Source organism: Tenacibaculum soleae, assembly GCF_030549005.1.
Lineage (GTDB): Bacteria > Bacteroidota > Bacteroidia > Flavobacteriales > Flavobacteriaceae > Polaribacter > Polaribacter soleae.
In genome coordinates this window covers 423,461-441,395 of the sequence record NZ_JAUOSW010000002.1, presented here as the reverse complement: position 1 = coordinate 441,395, position 17,935 = coordinate 423,461, and the positions used below count along the sequence as shown (strand labels likewise).

Below are 17,935 nucleotides of genomic sequence, written 5' to 3'. Positions count from 1 at the left end.
ATTGTAGTCTTTTATAACTCATATTCTTTTTTAGACAAATTATAAATTATCTATAAAGTCTGATATTTTAGTTTGTAATTCTTCAGTAGCTTTTACTAGAGGTAAACGAACTTCATCTAAACAAATTCCTTTTTTTAATAAAACTGATTTAATTCCTGCCGGATTGTTTTCTTCAAAAATATAGTTTACAATATCCATTAATTTATAATGTATTTCGTAAGCTTCTTTGTTTTTTCCCGCCAACCCTAATTGAATCATTTTCGAGAACTCTTTTGGCAATCCCTGTCCTATTACTGATATTACTCCTGATGCTCCTGCTAAAACAACTCCTAAAGCTAAATCATCATCACCTGAAATTATTAAAAAATCTTCTGGCTTATTTTTTAGCAATTCTAAATATTGTTGTTGAATATTACCTGCTTCTTTAACACCTATAATATTATCAAAATCATTCGCTAACCGTATAATAGTTGATGGCTCCATGTTTTTAGCCGTTCTACCAGGTACATTGTATAAAATTATTGGCTTAGAACTTACCAATGAAATAGCTTTAAAATGCTGATAAAAACCTTCTTGTGTTGGTTTGCTATAATAAGGTGCTACAGATAAAATACCGTCGATACTTGACAAATCGAGTGAATTTAACTCCTCAATTACTTTTTGTGTATTATTACCACCAACTCCTAAAACTAAAGGTAATCTACCGTTGTTCTCTTGCGCTATTACTTTTATTATTTCTTCTTTTTCTGCTACTGTTATCGTTCCACTTTCGGCCGTGGTTCCGTTAATAACTATATAATTTGTTCCGTTATCAATATTATAATTTACTAACTTTCTAAGTGCGTTATAATCGACACTTAAATCTTCGTTAAAAGGAGTTACTAAAGCGACTCCGGTACCAACAAATTTTTGCATTATATTTTATTTAATATCGTTAAGTATTTTTTTAATTCTTGATTTAAAACTGCCTCATTAAATCCTTCATCGGAAATAACAAGATCATACAATCTATCATCAACTCCTGCAAAACCAGTTTTTAAACTTGCTTGCGACAGCAAAGTTACCATATTCGTATATAAATTTGGTGTTTTTATATAGCTTATAAGCAAGTCATAATCGTTTTTAACGAAGTTTTTTAAATTGTCTGATTTTAAACTCGCTTTCATACCAATATCTTTATTTGTGAAAAATTTAGGTAAAACTTCTTCTTTTTTAGAAAATTCTCTATAAATTAAAACAGTTATATTTTCTTTTACAAAAGATAGTTTATTGCTTAAATTAGCTAAAACAATATTCTCTAACGATTCGTTATCTAATAAAATAGCGACTTTTTTTATCTTTCTCTCTTCTTTATTTTTAACTGATTTTTTTACAATTGTTTTATTGTAAATTTTTTGAATTGATTTTTGCTTAAGTCTATTTATCATTCCTATTAATTACTAACCTTAATACGTTTTACTTCTCATCAATTTCTAACAATAAAAACTGATTTAATTGCTTGCCATATACCTGAAAATTATCATCAGAGACTAAAATTAAAGACCTATTTCCATTTGATAAATTAGGTCCCAAGGTAATCCCTTCAATATTATCAATTATTGTATCTGTTAATTTATGTTGTACATTTTTAAAATCAAAAACTAATTCTTTTTTTAATGGAATATATGCTTCTTTTTTTAAAGATTTAATACTTAATGTATTTGTTGATTCTTCTTTAATTGTTGCTTTAAAAATTCTGATGGTATTTCCTAAAGTACCGTAACCACTTTGATAAATTCTTTCAACAATAAAAAAATGATTCTTTTGGTATTCTAAAATAGCTGTTACGCCATTTAAATTTATGTTTCCTTTTGCAGGGTTGTCTATTTTTTCTAATTGGTACGCAAATTGTTTTGTTGCTTTTTTTGTTTGATTATCAAAATACGTAATTCTAATTGGTGATTGTGTTTTATGAAACGTAGCCTCCTCTCCATCAGCTGCTAATACACCTTCCATTGCTACCCAAAAACCTTTCTTATCAAAACTTTTTGAAGAACCTTCAAAAACTGCGTTATGTTTTGGTTCTGCTTTAGAATTTGCTTTAAAATAACTTGGAATATTAAATTCTTTTTGAAATTCGCCTTTCATATCAACAGCGAAAATTGTTGGGTTTTTACCTATATTGATAGCCCCTTCACTTACTAAGTTAATTTTATTATTTGAAATAAAAATAGACTCTAAATCTAGCGCATTCTGTTTAGAAAAAGAATTTGTATTATCTAATTTAATTACTTTTTTAAAATTTATCGATTTTATTGAATCTTCTTCAATTTGAATACCTCCAATTATAACTCTCGGTTTTTTTGCATCATCAACAACCATGTAATATTGGTTCTCATGATAATCTATACCTGAAATACCACCTATTACAGTGTTATCTATTAATAAAGAGTCTTTAACTATATATTCGTTTAAAAAATGCAGTTGTAATTTTTCTTTTTTACAAGACACAAAGCACAAAGCAATAATTAGTAATCTTACTGTTTTCATTTTTAAATTTTATTAACTTCTTCTCTTACAATTAATCCTTTTACGGTTAAATATTGTGCAGTGATATATAATAAAATTACAAAAAAGTCAAGTATTTTATTATACTCATAATATATATTTAAAATAATAAAACCATCAGCAATGACAAAAAATATGGCACTAAAAAACAATAACAAATTTCCTTTTGATTTTTCTTGCTGATAATTTAAAAATGTAACTGCCCCATATATCGACACCACTAGTCCATATTCAGCTACAGGAATTAACATGTCTTTTAAGTTATCAAAAACTACATACATGATTGTTAAAAAATATGTCATGTACGGGACAGTAGAAAGAACCATTCTTGTAAATGATTTCTTTTCAAGAAAACCAACTATTATTTTTATATATAATACGTGAGTTACTAAAAAAGAAGCTACTCCAAAAACAAAATAACTTTGATCAGCTAACAAAAGAACATCACCTAAAAAAGCAAAAAATAGCCCTAAAACCAACCACCAATTAACTTTTTTTTTCGAAAAAAAATACACTACTAATAACGAAATCATTAATAATGGTTTAAAAACAATTTCCATTGTTTTATTTTGAAAAACTACAGCAAAAATGTCAGCTACCGAAACAATAAAAAATAATATAGTTGCTACTACTATTTTAGTTTTTTTTGTCATACTTATTTTATATGATTTTATTTAAAATAATTTTAATCGTTACTTTTTTAGCTTTTTTAATTTTTCTTTCAGAATGTAGCAATATAGTTTTTTATATAAATTACTACTACTATTTTTTAGCTTTTATTTTTTTAACAAAATAATTCAACTTTTTAAATGGTATAACATTTAAAAAGTTACTTATACTTCTTGTTATTTTTAAGCATTGAATTTACTATTAAATACTGAGACACAACATATAAAATAATGATTAAAACATCAAACATGTGCGTTGGTTGATAAAAATTATTCAACGCTATTAAACTATCAGATGCTATAAACAGAATAGCACCTAATAACAACCATAAATTGGCTATTGTTTTATTTTCTTGATAATTTAATAAAGTACAAGTTCCAAACGTAGAAATTGCAACTCCATACACAATTACCGGAGCTAACATTTCTCCTAAATTATCTTTTATTAAAAATAGGACACCTGCAAATAAGGTAACAAATATAATTGCGGCTTTTATCACCTTTATAAAAGATTGTTTTTTTAAAAAACTAGATATCATTTTTATATACATAATATGCGCTATTAAAAATGACGCTAACCCAAACACAAAATAATTTGTTTTATCTAACAGAAATACATCACCCCAAAATGAAAAAAACAAAGCAGATATTAACCAAAAATTGACTTGTTTAACAGAAACTAAATAAACAACTACTAAAGCCATCATTAACAAAGGTTTAAAAATAATTTCTAAACTTTTATCTTGAACTATTACAGCGTATACATCTATAATAGCAACTAGTAAAAACAATATAGAGGCAATGGTTTTTTTAGTTTTTTTTGTCATTATTTCTTTTGGAGTTTAATTTACTATTAATCTAAAACTTATAAGTCATTTAACTTATCATATCTATAAAATATTGCTCTGTAATAATTGGTATCCCTAAACTTTCAGCTTTCGCTAATTTACTTGGCCCCATATTATCACCTGCAACAATAAAACTTGTTTTTTTAGATATTGATGAACTTACTTTTCCGCCATTATCTTCAATCGCTTTTTTTAGCTCATTTCTACTCATTTGATGAAAAACTCCTGAAACCACAAATACCTTTCCCGTAAGCTTATCTGTTTGCCCCTCTAAACTTTCAGCTGAAACTTCTAATTGAACTCCATGTTTTTTTAATCGATCAATCAATTGAATGTTACCTAAGTTATTCGAAAAATCAATAATACTTTGTGCTATTCTTTCTCCTATTTCATCGACTGAAATCAATGTTTCAAAATTAGCAGCCATTAAATTATCTATCGATTTAAAATGTTTGGCTAGTTTTTTTGCTACGGTTTCTCCAACAAAGCGGATACCTAAAGCAAATAATACTTTTTCGAACGGAATTTCTTTTGACTTTTCAATTCCAGCAATCATATTTTGCGCCGATTTTTCTGCCATTCTTTCTAACGGAATTACTTGCGCTGTTGTTAAGTCATATAAATCTGCATAGTTTTCAATCAACCCTTCTTTACGTAACAAATCAACAGTTTCTCCTCCTAATCCATCAATATCCATCGCTTTTCTACTGATAAAATGTTGGATTCTTCCTGTTATTTGTGGTGCACATCCAAATTCATTTGGGCAATAATGTTTTGCATCACCTTTTGTTCTAACTAATTCAGAATTACATTCGGGACAATGCGTTATATAAATTGTTGGCTCTGAATTTTGTGGTCGTTTTGTAAAATCAACCGCAATAATTTTAGGAATAATTTCTCCACCTTTTTCTACAAAAACAGTGTCATTTATTCTAATATCAAGTTTTTCAATTTGATCTGCATTGTGTAATGAAGCTCTTTTTACAGTTGTACCTGCTAATTGTACTGGTTTTAAATTTGCTACCGGTGTTATAGCTCCTGTTCTACCAACCTGATACGTAATTTCATTCAAAACCGTAGAAACCTGTTCTGCCTTAAATTTATAGGCAACTGCCCAACGAGGGGCTTTGGATGTATAGCCTAATTCTTCTTGTTGTTGTAAATTGTTTACTTTTATTACAATTCCGTCTGTTTCATAAGGTAAATCATGTCGGTTAACCTCCCAGTTATTTACAAAATCAAAAACTTCATTAATTGATTTTACTAAAGCTATTGTTTTTGGTACTTTAAACCCTACTTTTCGTGCATTTTCTAAACTTTCAAAATGCGTTTTATATTTCCTTTCTGATGTAACAACTTGATACAACAAACAATCTAGCGGTCGTTTTGCTACTTCTGCACTATCTTGTAGTTTTAAACTTCCGCTTGCGGTATTTCTAGGGTTTTTATATTCTTCTTCTCCATTAGCAATACGCTCTTCATTCATTTTATTAAATCCATCGAGTGGTAAAATAATTTCTCCACGCATTTCAAAATCTCTAACAAAGTCAGCTTTTAAACTTAACGGAATTGAACGGATTGTTTTAATATTTGTTGTTACATCATCTCCCTGAAAACCATCTCCTCGAGTTACCGCTTTTACAAATTTCCCATCTTCAAAAGTTAAATTAATAGAAGCGCCATCGTATTTTAGCTCGCATGTGTATTCAATCTCATCAGTTCCTAACATTTTCTGAATACGTTTTTCCCAATCTAACAAATCATCTTTAGAGTAAGAGTTATCTAAAGAATACATGCGATTTTTGTGGACAACAGTTTCAAAGTTTTTAGTAATTTCTCCACCTACTCTTTGCGTTGGCGAATTTGCATCAAAAAACTGTGGATTTTCAATCTCTAAAGCCTCTAATTCTTTCAACTTAATATCAAAATCATAATCTGAAATTGTAGCATTATCTAATACATAATAATTATATGTATGCTGATTAAGTTCATCGCGAAGCGATTGTATTTTTTTTTGAATTGTCATTAAAATAATAGCTATAAAAATTATTACCTCTTTACTGTTCCTGTTAAAAACTGTATTCCTTTGGGTAAAGGGTTACCTGATGAACGACGAAAAGAAACTATTTGACCAACATGCCAAGTAGCATCTGCTATGGGACCATTAATAGCATTCCAAAATGGAAATTCTTTTTTACCGAAAATGATTTTATATTGTGATAAATCTTTACTTATTTTTAAAATATCACTTGCTTGCTTTAAATTTTCTAGTGTTTTTTTTCGCTTTTCAGCAAATGTCATTTTTGGTTGTTTTTCTCCGTTTTTTTTACTTAAAGTTGCATTTAAAATAACTTGTGATAAGCTTAAAATGTGATCAACCGTTTCTAATGTTGTTCTCGATTCTTTATTTGGTTTAAATACTAAGTCTTTTTTTACCAATCCTTCTGTTGCCCAATAATAACGAAAACCAAGGCCATCTACCATTCTACTAACTACAGCACCTGCTGTATATTCAACAGCTGCATGTGGCACCTCATAATAAGGTAGTTTTGATTGTGAATTAACTGTTACTATCGCTAATAGTAGAAAAAGTGAAGAAAAAAATGGTTTCATATTTTAAAATTTAAGGCGAAATTAAGAAAAGTTTTAGGTAATAACTTACACCTATTATGTTTAATAATCTTATTTAATTTTAAGTTACAAAATTACAAATATACTTATCAACAAGCTAGGTTATATAACAACAAAAAGCATCACTTTATAAAGTGATGCTTTTTAAATCTTCATTATTGATTAATCCCCCAATTCATCAATTATGATTCCCTTGTGTATTACACTACAAAGATACTTTAATTAACAATAAACAGCCAAACCAATGTATAAATGGTATATATTTATGTATAAATAACCTTTTATTAAACACCTTTTTACTTTTAACAAAAAAACCGAAGCTTTTGCTTCGGTTTACATATACTTATTTTTTTTTATCTTTTCAACTTCATGGTATAGACTATATCACCTTCAGTTGCCGAAAATAAAAGTTCTTTCTTATTTAATAATTCTATTTTTAAGCCATTAGCTAAATTTTCATCTTCTTCAAATTTGATAACTTTACTAGCTTCTTCGAGCTTCCAATTACCTCTTTTTTCACTATTATTCATAACAACTTGATACTTTCCATCTGCATGAAAAATCATCCAATTATTATTTTCTGAAAATTCTTGAAGTTCTTCACCAATTTGAATTGATTCTACTTGCCATTTACCTGAAGTTAAAAAATCTAGCTCATTTACTTGTTGTGAAAAAGATGATATTGTTACACTTAGCAACAACAAAAACAGAGAGAATACTTTTCTCATAATTAGGGGGGGGGTTAGGGGGTTGTGTTTTTCAAATATAGCTAAAAAAAAGCCAAAACAAAAAATGTTTTGGCTTTTTTTAAGTAATTATTATAATATGTTAATAATATGTATAACGACGCACCTTAGCAATATGCTTTGCTAAACGCATAACTTGGTGAGAGTATCCATATTCATTGTCATACCAAATATAGATTACAATTGTGTTACCGTCTGCAATAGTTGCTTTACTATCAAAAATTGAAGGCGCTGTTGTTCCAATAATATCTGAAGAAACCAACTCGTTATTTAATGAATATTGAATTTGCTCTACTAAATCACCCTCTAAAGCGTATTGTTTCATTATAGCATTTACTGCTTCAACCGTTGTATTTGAGTTTAATTGTAAATTTAAAATTGCTAATGAACCATTTGGAACCGGTACTCTAATAGCACTTGAAGTTAACTTACCCTCTAAAGCTGGTAATGCTTTTGCTACTGCTTTTCCTGCTCCTGTTTCAGTAATCACCATGTTTAAAGCTGCTGCTCTACCTCTACGATATTTACTATGCATATTATCTACTAAATTTTGATCGTTAGTATATGCATGTATCGTTTCTAAATGTCCTTTTTTAATTCCGAAGTTGTCTTCTAAAACTTTTAAAACTGGCGTAATAGCATTTGTTGTACATGAAGCTGCAGAGAAAATATCTACGTTATCTGGATTGTTTTCTGAATGATTTACTCCGTGTACAATATTTGGAATTCCTTTTCCTGGTGCTGTTAATAATACTTTACTTGCTCCGTTTGGCACTAAATGACGACTCAATGCTTCTTTATCTTTAAAAGCACCTGTGTTATCTATAATTAACGCATCGTTGATTCCGTATTTAGTATAATCAATATCTTCTGGCTTACCAGCAGAAATCATATATACAGTAGTTCCATTAATAATTAATGCATTGTTATCTACATCAACCTGAACAGTTCCTAAGAAATCTCCATGAACAGAATCTACACTTAATAAAGAAGCTCTTTTTTCTAACACTGCCTCGTTAATTTCACCACGAGTAACAACTGCTCTTAATCTTAATTGAGAACCTTTACCCATTTTTGTCATTAACTCACGTGCTAATAAACGCCCAATACGACCAAAACCATATAATACAACATCTTTTGGCTGAATATCTCCTGCCTTTGTTGCATCTTTTAATTGATTTTTTACAAAATCTAATTTATTTGCTGATGCATCATCTTGTAAATGATACTCATATGCTAATTTACCAATATCTAATTTAGATGCTGGTAAATCAATATTCTGAATTGCTTTTGCTATTTCTAAAGCATCGTTAATAGAAATCTCTTTTGCTACAAATTCTTTAGCATAATCGATTAAATTTAAAACCTCACTAGCTCTTTTATCTACTAATGGATTTCTAAATAAAACTAATTCTATCGATTTATCGTACCATAAATCATTAACGATATTAATAAACTCAACCGTAGCTCGTCTTACTTGCGCCTGACCTACTACTTCTTTTTCGTAATTTGTTATTGTTGACATAGTTGTGTGTTAACTAAATTTTAAAAATGTGCTGCAAAAATAGGAATTTCAAACGATTTCGTATCGATTTTGTAATATAAAAATGTCGTTGAAAAAACAATTTTCAACGACATCTGCCCTTATTATTACTTATTTTAAAATCTAAAATATTCTTTTTTTCCTTCAGGACTCATTAGTTCTAGAATCATTTGTTGATTACCTGTATAAGCATCTAGAAGATCAACAGCTTCAGAAGCATTATTAATTTTTTTACCATTAATTTTTGTTAAAACATAACCAGCTCCTACTCTATAGTACTGAAAACCTTTATTGTTTGTCGCTGTAATTTTAGCACCCCCCGAAATACCTAATTTTTTTTGCTCTTTTTTTGATAAGTCTTTTAACTGAACACCAAAAGTCTGAGAAATAAATGTACTTTTTTTACTCAATTTTACTGTTTTCGTTAAATCTTCACCATTTCTACTAACTGTTACATTTACATATTCACCAGGTCTTTTTGCTGTTAACTGTCCTTTTAATTCAGAAAACTTGGAAATTTTAATATTATTTACTTTTTTAATTACGTCTCCCTCTTCTAAACCTGCTTTTAAAGCATCACTATCTTCATCTATCGAACCTATTTTAACACCCTCTAAACCTTCTGTTTCATTATCAATTCCTATTCCTAAAATTGCCTCTTGTACCGATCCGAATTCTAGTAAATCGTTTACAATTTTCTTAGCAATATTTGATGGTACAGCAAAAGAGTATCCAATAAAAGAACCTGTTTTTGATGAAATAGCGGTATTAATTCCAATTAACTCACCTCTCGTATTTACCAATGCTCCACCACTATTACCAGGATTTACCGCAGCATCTGTTTGAATAAAAGCTTCAATATTTTTATTCCCGTCCAAATCACGTCCTTTTGCACTTACAATACCTGCGGTTACTGTTGATGTTAAGTTATACGGATTACCAACCGCTAATACCCATTCTCCAATTTTGGCATTATCAGAGTTTCCGAAAGGTAAATTAGGTAATTCTTCATCTGTCTCAACCTTTAACAAAGCAATATCGTTACTTTTATCAGCTCCAATTAAAACTGCTTTTAATTTTTTCTGGTTATTTAAAGTAATCTCAATTTCATTCGCTCCTTCTATTACATGATTGTTTGTTACGATATATCCGTCAGGTGAAATAATTACACCACTCCCTGTTCCTACACGTTCATACTTTCTTGTTCCATTTCTTCCAAAAAGTTGCGCATACGGGTTTTGCTGTGTTCTAACTGCTGTATTTTTAACATGCACTACAGCATGTACGGTTTTATCAGCTGCTACCGTAAAATCTGTTGGCCCAGTAGCTGAGTTTACAACCGTTGGTATATAATTTGCTTGTACGGTTTGTAAAGCTGGCATCGCTGCTTCAGTTATAATTGTTGGTGTTTTTTCGACTATCATTTTATATCCAGAAAGTGCTACTACACCTCCTAATATTCCGACTCCTAGTGTTTTAAGTATTTTCTTCATGTGATTAAAAATTTAATATATCAAATATAGTATTTTAACATTCTTAATAAATCTGTTTAACTTTGTTTTAACTGATTTTAACCGCTATTTAACACTTATGCTTCGCTGATAAAATATGTATATTTGTGCTCTATGAGTTTAACTTTTTATAAATATCAAGGTACCGGGAACGATTTTATTATTATTGATAATCGTATTACTGTTTTCCCTAAAAATAACATTGCTTTAATTTCTAAATTATGTGATAGAAACTTTGGTATAGGAGCCGATGGTTTAATTTTGATAGAAAATGATACTACTACCGATTTTAAAATGATTTATTTTAATGCTGATGGTAGCCAAGCAATGTGCGGTAACGGAGCTAGATGTGCCGTATCTTTTGCGAATCAATTAAACATATTTAAACAAAAAACAACATTTACAGCTATTGATGGCGAGCATTATGCCGAAATTGATAATGGAATTGTTTCTTTGCAAATGATTGATGTAAACGACATCAAAATTAATAACGATTCGGTTTTTGCGTACACAGGAACGCAACATCATGTTGAATTAGTGGCTTCTTTAGATGATTACCCTGTTTTTGAAAACGGAAAGAAAATAAGATATAGTTACGATACTCCTGGAGCTAATGTAAATTTCGCACAACAAATTAACAACAATACTTTTAGGGTTAGAACCTACGAAAAAGGTGTAGAAAATGAAACTTTAGCTTGTGGTACCGGAGTTACTGCTGTTGCAATTGCCATGCATGCTACTAAAAAAACAACGCATAATTCAATTAAGTTGCCTGTTGAAGGTGGTTTACTTGAAGTAAGTTTTGAAGAAAAAAAAGGGAATTACACCAATATATTTTTAAAAGGTCCTGCCGTTTGTGTATTTAAAGGCGAAATTAAATTGTAATGAATACCTTAAAAGGCACACATATAAATTTAAGAGCTATAGAGCCTGAAGATTTAGAATTTCTTTTTGAAATAGAAAACAACGAATCTTTTTGGGAAATCAGCCATACCCAAGCTCCTTTTTCTAAATTTATTTTAAAGCAATATTTAGAAAATGCCCATTTAGATATTTATGAAGCAAAACAATTACGCTTAATTATTGAAGATATTAAAGCAAAAAAAACTGTGGGAATGATTGACCTTTTTGATTTTAATCCACAGCACAAAAGAGCTGGTATCGGAATTTTAATTCACCCAGATTATCAGCAAAACGGATTTGCTTATGAAGCTTTACAATTATTAATTAAGTATTGCTTTACACATATACAATTACATCAGTTGTATGCTAATATTACTGCTGATAATAAAAATAGCATCCATCTTTTTACAAAACACAATTTTAACAAAATCGGTGTTAAAAAAGATTGGATTCTAAGCAACAATATATATAAAGACGAAATTTTATTTCAATTGATAAATGAATAAGAAAATAATATACACAGCTATTGCCATTATATTTTTAATTGGCGGAATTATTGGGTTTAATTTTTATCAGAAAATATTTAGCAAAGCGGTTACTAAAAATGGCGCTATTTATATAAAATCTGATGATACTTTTGATGATTTAAAAAAACAACTTGCAAACTATTTAAATACTCCTGATGATTTTATTTGGGTTGCCAAAAAGAAAAAGTTTACCAAACCAAAAGGCGGAAAATACATTCTTAAAAAAGGAATGAGTTTAAATGATATGGTAAACTTATTGAGGAGTGGAAATCAAACTCCAATTAAATTATCATTTAACAATCAAGATTCTTTAGAAAAACTAGCAGGAAGAATAGCACAACAGATTGAAACAGATTCTATTTCATTAATAAAAGTAATGAAGGATGAAGGTTTTTTAGCTAAAAACAGTTTTAATCAAAAAAATGCCTTAGGAATGTATATTCCGAACAGTTATGAATTTTACTGGAATACCTCTGCTGAAACATTCCGTACAAAAATGCTCCGTGAATACAACCGTTTTTGGAACTCATCGCGTTTAGAAAAAGCTAAAAAACTAAATCTATCAAAAAAGGAAGTAATTACTCTAGCTTCTATCGTTCAAAAAGAAACTGCTAAAAAAAGTGAACGTCCAATTGTAGCTGGCTTATATTTAAATAGATTAAGAGACAGTTGGCCTTTACAAGCTGACCCAACAGTTATTTATGCCATTAAACAACTTAAAGGACAAGATTTTATAGTAAAACGTGTTTTAAATAAAGATCTTAAAATTAAATCGCCTTATAATACCTATCAAAACACAGGTTTACCGCCATCGTTAATAGCTATGCCCGATGTATCATCAATAGATGCTGTTTTGAATTACAAAAAACACAACTATTATTATATGTGTGCTAGTGTTGATAAAATTGGCTTTCATGATTTTGCCAATTCATTAGCGCAACACAACAGAAATGCTGCTAAATATCAACGATGGATAACCCAACGAGGAATTAATAGGTAAATATTTAACATAATTTTATTCACAACATAACACTTAAAATATTATAAAATATATAACATATTCATGTTTTTACTAGTTTTTAAGCAACAAATCAACGAATAATTAGCAACATATCTATTTATCAATTATTTCAAACAACTGAACATTAGTGATTTAAGTAAATTAATGTACCTTTGCGCCGCCAAATAGAAAGCGATTAATTATCAAGAATATAGTATTTATATGTTTAGGTTTTGTTTTACTTGTTAGTTTTACAACTCCAAAAATAAAAAAAGAAAAAACTACACTTAATCCAACTACAACAGCACACTATGCTGAGAGTTTTAACATTCCTTTTTTAACAAAAGATTTTGTTGGTTTTAAAGAAGCGTTAGCTTTTAAAGAATCTCAAGGTAAATATAGAATAGTAAATAAACTAGGTTATTTAGGAAAATACCAATTTGGAAGAGAAACCTTAAAAAGATTTAGAATTTACAACACTCAAAATTTCCTTAAAACACCTGAATTACAAGAAAAAGCTTTTATAGCTTACTGTAAAGTAAATAAATGGATTTTAAGAAAAGATATTAAACGAAGTGTTGGTAAAACTATTAACGGTATAAAAATTACTGAATCCGGTATTTTAGCGGCAGCTCATTTAAGTGGTGCTGGTAATGTTAAAAAATACCTACGCTCTAACGGAGTTATTAGATTTAATGATGCTTTTGGAACCTCTATAAAATCATATATGAAAAAATTTGCTAACTATGATGTATCAAATATCAGTGCAAATAAAAAACCGAGCGTTTAAAAAAATTAAATTATAAATAAAAAAATAGCACCTAAATAGGTGCTATTTTTTTTAGTTTTTATGAAGTATAAAGATTGCTGGTCGTTTATGTAAATCTGTTTTTTTATTTTTCCATTCTTTTATCGTGAAAGTTTTTATATACTCAGATGGTAATGTTATATCACAAGCAACACAAACTCGGGTATCTGGCGATAAAATAGCACGTAAATCATCTAGCATTTTTTCATTTCGATACGGAGTTTCTATAAAAATTTGAGATTGATTTTTATCTCTAGAAATTTTTTCTAATTCTTTTATAGCTCTTTTTCTATCTGATTTATCAATAGGTAAATAACCGTTAAAAGCAAAGTTTTGACCATTCATACCCGACCCCATCATTGCCATTAAAATTGATGATGGCCCTACTAAAGGCACCACCTGAACCCCTCTTTCATGAGCCAATTTTACAATACTAGCTCCAGGATCTGCAACTGCCGGAACTCCTGCTTCAGACAACAAACCTATTGAAGTCCCAGAATCACATACATCTAAATAATTTTGAATTTCAATATCGTTTGAATATTTATCTAACAATAATAACTCTAAAGAAGGTTGCGCTTTTTGAGGTGTAATTCTTTTTATAAATCTTCTTGCTGATTTTTCATTTTCTACAATGAAATGATCAAGATGCTCTATTACCTTTTTAACCGAAATAGGCATTACCTCTAAAGGTTCTGTATCACCTAAAGTTGTTGGTATTAAGTATAATTTACCTTTCATTAATAATTTAATTTTGATGCAATAATTTCACAAGATTCCTCTAACATCTTATACACATTTTCAAAACCTTGCTCACCTCCGTAGTACGGATCTGGAACATTTTTATTTTCTGACGGATACAACTCGTTTAAAATCATTTTTACTTTTTGAATATCTTTATAATCATCAGTCATCGAAACAACATCATTATAATTACTTTGATCCATTGTAAAAATTAAATCAAACTCTTTAAAATCTGATTTTATAAATTTTCTTGAACGTTGTTTTGTAATATCTATTCCGTATTTCTTAGCTACTTCAATAGATCTTACGTCAGGTAATTCGCCCACATGATGCCCAGCTGTTCCTGCTGAGCTAACTTTAAAAAAATCAATTGGTAATTTTGATTGTAAAATACCTTCAGCCAATGGCGAACGACAAATATTCCCCAAACAAACCATTAGTATTTTTTTCATAATTACATTGTTAGTTTCTTAGTTAAATCTTCAACGTATTTTTTAAATTGCTTATCTGTTTCGGTTAAATTATCAACAGTTTTACAAGCGTGTAACACCGTAGCATGATCTCTTTTACCTATTTGACTACCAATACTTGCTAAAGATGATTTAGTCATACGTTTAGCAAAATACATAGCTAATTGACGAGCTTGTACAATATGTCTTTTTCGAGTTTTTGATTGTAAAGTAGCAACATCCATATCAAAATACTTTGATACTACTTTTTGAATATAATCAATAGAAACTTCTTTCTTAGTATTTTTAACAAACTTATCAACTATCTCTTTTGCTAGTTCAACCGTAAATTCTTTTCTATTAAAAGAAGCTTGTGCAATCATAGAAATGATAACTCCTTCTAATTCACGTACATTCGATTTTATATTTTTAGCAATATACTCAACAATTTCCTCAGGCATTTCAACACCGTCTCTATATAATTTATTTTGTAAAATAGAAACTCGTGTTTCAAAATCTGGAGCCTGTAACTCTGCTGACAAACCCCATTTGAAACGAGATAACAAACGCTGTTCAATATCTTGCATATCAACAGGCGCTTTATCAGAAGTTAAAATTACTTGTTTTCCATTTTGATGTAAATGATTAAAAATATGAAAAAACACATCCTGTGTTCCTGTTTTTCCTGATAAAAACTGAACATCATCAATAATTAACACATCAACCATTTGATAAAAATGAATAAAGTCATTTCTTGTATTCGATTTTACCGAATCAATAAATTGTTGCGTAAATTTTTCTGAAGAAATATATAAAACCGTTTTATCGGCATACTTATCTTTTATTTCAACACCAATTGCGTGTGCTAAATGTGTTTTTCCTAAACCTACTCCTCCATAAATTAGTAACGGATTAAACGAGGTTCCTCCAGGTTTATTTGCAACCGCCATACCTGCTGATCTCGCCAACCTGTTAGAATCTCCTTCAACAAAATTAACAAAATTATAGTTAGGATTTAATTGGGACTCTATCTTAACCTTTTGTAATCCTGGAATAACAAAAGGGTTTTTTAACTCTCTTTTAGATTCTAAAGGAACTGCTACTTTTTGTGGCTTTAATGGATTTCTATTTGAGCTAGGAATTTTAACCGTTTGTGGGCTATTACTACTATACGTATTTTCCATACGAACATCATAAATTAACTTTGCCTCACTTCCTAATTCCCTAACTAAAGCTACTCGTAATAATTTAATATAATGTTCTTCTAACCATTCGTAAAAAAATTTACTTGGCACCTGAACAGTAAGAGCTCCCCCTGCCAATTTAATTGGCTTAATTGGCTCAAACCAAGTCTTATACGCTTGTGGTTTAATGTTATCTTCTATAAAAGACAGGCATTCATTCCAAACTGAGTCAGCAGTTTTAGTCATTTGGCTTAAAAACTATTTTTGTTGTTAATTTATATTCATTTAAGGGGATTACAGTGCTACCTGTAAGAGTGAGCAAAAGTGTGAATAAAATTCAGTATAAAAAAATCAATTCACTATTGATTCTTAATTATTTTTTACGTAACGTTAGCGTAACATAAACTAAAAAACACCTTGAAAAAAAACCAAACAACAATTCGTGTTAGATATGCTGAAACTGATAAAATGGGAGTTGTATACCATGGTAACTATGCACAATACCTAGAAATAGGGCGCACCGAGTTATTACGCACTACAGGAATTACTTATAGCAACATGGAAAAAAACGGCGTGATGTTACCTGTTATTTCACTGTCTATCAATTATAAAAAATCTGCTTTATATGATGATGAAATAACCATTATAACTACTCTAAAAAAAACACCAACAGTTAAAATTGAATTTGATTATAAAATCATCAATCAAAACAACGAATTAATTTGCACAGGTAACACTGTATTAGCTTTTATAAACATGAAAACAAAAAAACCAATGCGTTGCCCAAATTATGTTTTAGAAAAACTAACTTTACAAAAACAATAAAAATTCTAGTACTTAAATGAAAATATACACTAAAACAGGAGACAAAGGCACCACCGCTCTTTTTGGCGGAACTCGAGTACCCAAACACCATTTACGAATAGAAAGCTATGGTACTGTTGATGAATTAAACTCATACATTGGTTTAATAAGAGATAAAAACACCGATGAAATACTAAGATCTTCGCTATCTAAAATACAAAGTGATTTATTTATTTTAGGAGCAATGCTAGCCACTCCGCCAGAAAAAGAAACCTTAAAAAATGGTAAGGAAAGACTAAATATTAATAAAATAACGGATGATTCCATTCAATTTTTAGAAAATCAAATTGATGTTATGAATACATCTTTACCACAAATGACTCATTTTATTTTACCAGGAGGACACGAAACTGTGTCATTTTGTCACATAGCTCGCTGCGTATGTCGTAGAGCCGAACGTTTATCTGTCGCTTTAAACGAAGAAGAAACTATTAACAATTCGGTTTTAATGTACTTAAACCGACTTTCTGACTACCTTTTTGTACTGGCACGAAAATTGACTAAAGACTTAAACGCAGAGGAAGTTAAATGGATTCCTGAAAAACTGTAATTAAAGTTCTTTTTTTATTGATTTAACATTTTTTAAAAAAAACTTGACTTTTTGCAAAAAAAAATTATTTTTGCGATAATCTTATTTAAACAAATAAAGAAATGTATTGGACACTTGAATTAGCATCATATTTAGCAGATGCACCTTGGCCTGCCACTAAAGACGAATTAATCGATTACGCTATTCGTACAGGAGCGCCTTTAGAAGTAGTTGAAAATTTACAAGATATTGAAGATGAAGGTGATTCATACGACTCAATAATTGAAATTTGGCCAGATTATCCGACAGAAGAAGATTATCTTTGGAACGAAGACGAATACTAAAAATACAACCACAAAAAAGTCTCTAATATTATATTAAGAGGCTTTTTTTTTGCTTACTTTTAAGCATACAAACATAACATATAACAAAA

20 protein-coding genes are annotated in these 17,935 nt (G+C 29.4%); 7 read left to right on the top strand and 13 right to left on the bottom strand.

The window, feature by feature from the left end:
- Positions 1 to 39 precede the first annotated feature (39 nt).
- The 10 genes from dapA to Q4586_RS04380 form a co-directional block, all read right to left on the bottom strand.
- A complete protein-coding gene (gene dapA / locus Q4586_RS04425; RefSeq protein WP_303526685.1) occupies positions 40 to 915 on the bottom strand; it encodes a 4-hydroxy-tetrahydrodipicolinate synthase in 876 nt (291 codons plus the stop codon).
- The gene (locus Q4586_RS04420; RefSeq protein ID WP_068704030.1) at positions 915 to 1,427 is read right to left on the bottom strand and encodes a DUF6913 domain-containing protein; all 513 of its coding nucleotides are present in this window, start codon (positions 1,425 to 1,427) and stop codon (positions 915 to 917) included. Before Q4586_RS04420 ends, dapA begins: the two co-directional genes overlap by 1 nt.
- Before the next feature lie 28 nt (positions 1,428 to 1,455).
- Positions 1,456 to 2,529: an esterase-like activity of phytase family protein gene (locus Q4586_RS04415; protein ID WP_303526682.1), complete on the bottom strand. Its 1,074-nt coding sequence runs from the start codon at positions 2,527 to 2,529 to the stop codon at positions 1,456 to 1,458.
- A 2-nt stretch (positions 2,530 to 2,531) separates the two neighbouring features.
- The gene (locus tag Q4586_RS04410; RefSeq protein ID WP_068704032.1) at positions 2,532 to 3,200 is read right to left on the bottom strand and encodes a lysoplasmalogenase; all 669 of its coding nucleotides are present in this window, start codon (positions 3,198 to 3,200) and stop codon (positions 2,532 to 2,534) included.
- 176 nt (positions 3,201 to 3,376) lie between these two features.
- Positions 3,377 to 4,042, bottom strand: coding sequence for a lysoplasmalogenase (locus Q4586_RS04405; RefSeq protein WP_068704035.1), 666 nt, complete (start codon positions 4,040 to 4,042; stop codon positions 3,377 to 3,379).
- Positions 4,043 to 4,091: 49 nt separating this feature from the next.
- On the bottom strand, positions 4,092 to 6,089 hold the full coding sequence (gene ligA, locus Q4586_RS04400) for an NAD-dependent DNA ligase LigA (RefSeq protein ID WP_303526680.1): 1,998 nt from the start codon (positions 6,087 to 6,089) through the stop codon (positions 4,092 to 4,094).
- A 23-nt stretch (positions 6,090 to 6,112) separates the two neighbouring features.
- Complete coding sequence (locus tag Q4586_RS04395) at positions 6,113 to 6,676, bottom strand: DinB family protein (RefSeq protein ID WP_303526677.1); 564 nt, start codon at positions 6,674 to 6,676, stop codon at positions 6,113 to 6,115.
- A gap of 371 nt (positions 6,677 to 7,047) precedes the next feature.
- Entirely contained in the window at positions 7,048 to 7,422 is a 375-nt protein-coding gene (locus Q4586_RS04390) for a hypothetical protein (protein WP_141677670.1), read from the bottom strand.
- Positions 7,423 to 7,522: 100 nt separating this feature from the next.
- The gene (locus Q4586_RS04385; RefSeq protein ID WP_068704042.1) at positions 7,523 to 8,965 is read right to left on the bottom strand and encodes a glyceraldehyde-3-phosphate dehydrogenase; all 1,443 of its coding nucleotides are present in this window, start codon (positions 8,963 to 8,965) and stop codon (positions 7,523 to 7,525) included.
- A gap of 134 nt (positions 8,966 to 9,099) precedes the next feature.
- Entirely contained in the window at positions 9,100 to 10,476 is a 1,377-nt protein-coding gene (locus Q4586_RS04380; RefSeq protein ID WP_303526673.1) for a trypsin-like peptidase domain-containing protein, read from the bottom strand.
- Positions 10,477 to 10,608: 132 nt separating this feature from the next.
- On the opposite strand from Q4586_RS04380, the gene dapF reads away from it, so the two are divergent.
- The 4 genes from dapF (at position 10,609) to Q4586_RS04360 (ending at position 13,714) form a co-directional block, all read left to right on the top strand.
- Entirely contained in the window at positions 10,609 to 11,379 is a 771-nt protein-coding gene (gene dapF, locus Q4586_RS04375; protein ID WP_303526671.1) for a diaminopimelate epimerase, read from the top strand.
- Positions 11,379 to 11,903 carry a GNAT family N-acetyltransferase gene (locus Q4586_RS04370; RefSeq protein ID WP_068704046.1) on the top strand — a complete coding sequence of 175 codons (525 nt, stop codon included), beginning with the start codon at positions 11,379 to 11,381 and terminating at the stop codon, positions 11,901 to 11,903. Before dapF ends, Q4586_RS04370 begins: the two co-directional genes overlap by 1 nt.
- Complete coding sequence (gene mltG / locus Q4586_RS04365) at positions 11,896 to 12,924, top strand: endolytic transglycosylase MltG (RefSeq protein ID WP_068704047.1); 1,029 nt, start codon at positions 11,896 to 11,898, stop codon at positions 12,922 to 12,924. Before Q4586_RS04370 ends, mltG begins: the two co-directional genes overlap by 8 nt.
- 199 nt (positions 12,925 to 13,123) lie before the next feature.
- Positions 13,124 to 13,714: a peptidoglycan-binding protein LysM gene (locus Q4586_RS04360; protein ID WP_303526738.1), complete on the top strand. Its 591-nt coding sequence runs from the start codon at positions 13,124 to 13,126 to the stop codon at positions 13,712 to 13,714.
- Between the two features lie 51 nt (positions 13,715 to 13,765).
- On the opposite strand, the gene Q4586_RS04355 is transcribed toward Q4586_RS04360, so the two are convergent.
- Genes Q4586_RS04355 through dnaA form a run of 3 tightly spaced genes read right to left on the bottom strand, consistent with a single transcriptional unit; the run spans position 13,766 to position 16,355 of the window.
- Entirely contained in the window at positions 13,766 to 14,473 is a 708-nt protein-coding gene (locus Q4586_RS04355) for an SAM-dependent methyltransferase (protein WP_068704048.1), read from the bottom strand.
- A complete protein-coding gene (locus tag Q4586_RS04350; protein ID WP_303526666.1) occupies positions 14,473 to 14,928 on the bottom strand; it encodes a low molecular weight protein-tyrosine-phosphatase in 456 nt (151 codons plus the stop codon). The genes Q4586_RS04355 and Q4586_RS04350 overlap by 1 nt, the downstream gene beginning before the upstream one ends.
- Positions 14,929 to 14,930: 2 nt before the next feature.
- Entirely contained in the window at positions 14,931 to 16,355 is a 1,425-nt protein-coding gene (gene dnaA, locus Q4586_RS04345) for a chromosomal replication initiator protein DnaA (protein WP_068704051.1), read from the bottom strand.
- 171 nt (positions 16,356 to 16,526) lie between these two features.
- Between dnaA and Q4586_RS04340 the strand changes: the two genes are divergently transcribed.
- The 3 genes from Q4586_RS04340 (at position 16,527) to Q4586_RS04330 (ending at position 17,846) form a co-directional block, all read left to right on the top strand.
- Positions 16,527 to 16,934, top strand: coding sequence for an acyl-CoA thioesterase (locus Q4586_RS04340; RefSeq protein WP_068704052.1), 408 nt, complete (start codon positions 16,527 to 16,529; stop codon positions 16,932 to 16,934).
- A gap of 16 nt (positions 16,935 to 16,950) precedes the next feature.
- Positions 16,951 to 17,523 carry a cob(I)yrinic acid a,c-diamide adenosyltransferase gene (locus Q4586_RS04335; protein WP_303526662.1) on the top strand — a complete coding sequence of 191 codons (573 nt, stop codon included), beginning with the start codon at positions 16,951 to 16,953 and terminating at the stop codon, positions 17,521 to 17,523.
- A 101-nt stretch (positions 17,524 to 17,624) separates the two neighbouring features.
- Positions 17,625 to 17,846 carry a DUF2795 domain-containing protein gene (locus Q4586_RS04330; RefSeq protein WP_028889331.1) on the top strand — a complete coding sequence of 74 codons (222 nt, stop codon included), beginning with the start codon at positions 17,625 to 17,627 and terminating at the stop codon, positions 17,844 to 17,846.
- Positions 17,847 to 17,935 lie beyond the last annotated feature (89 nt).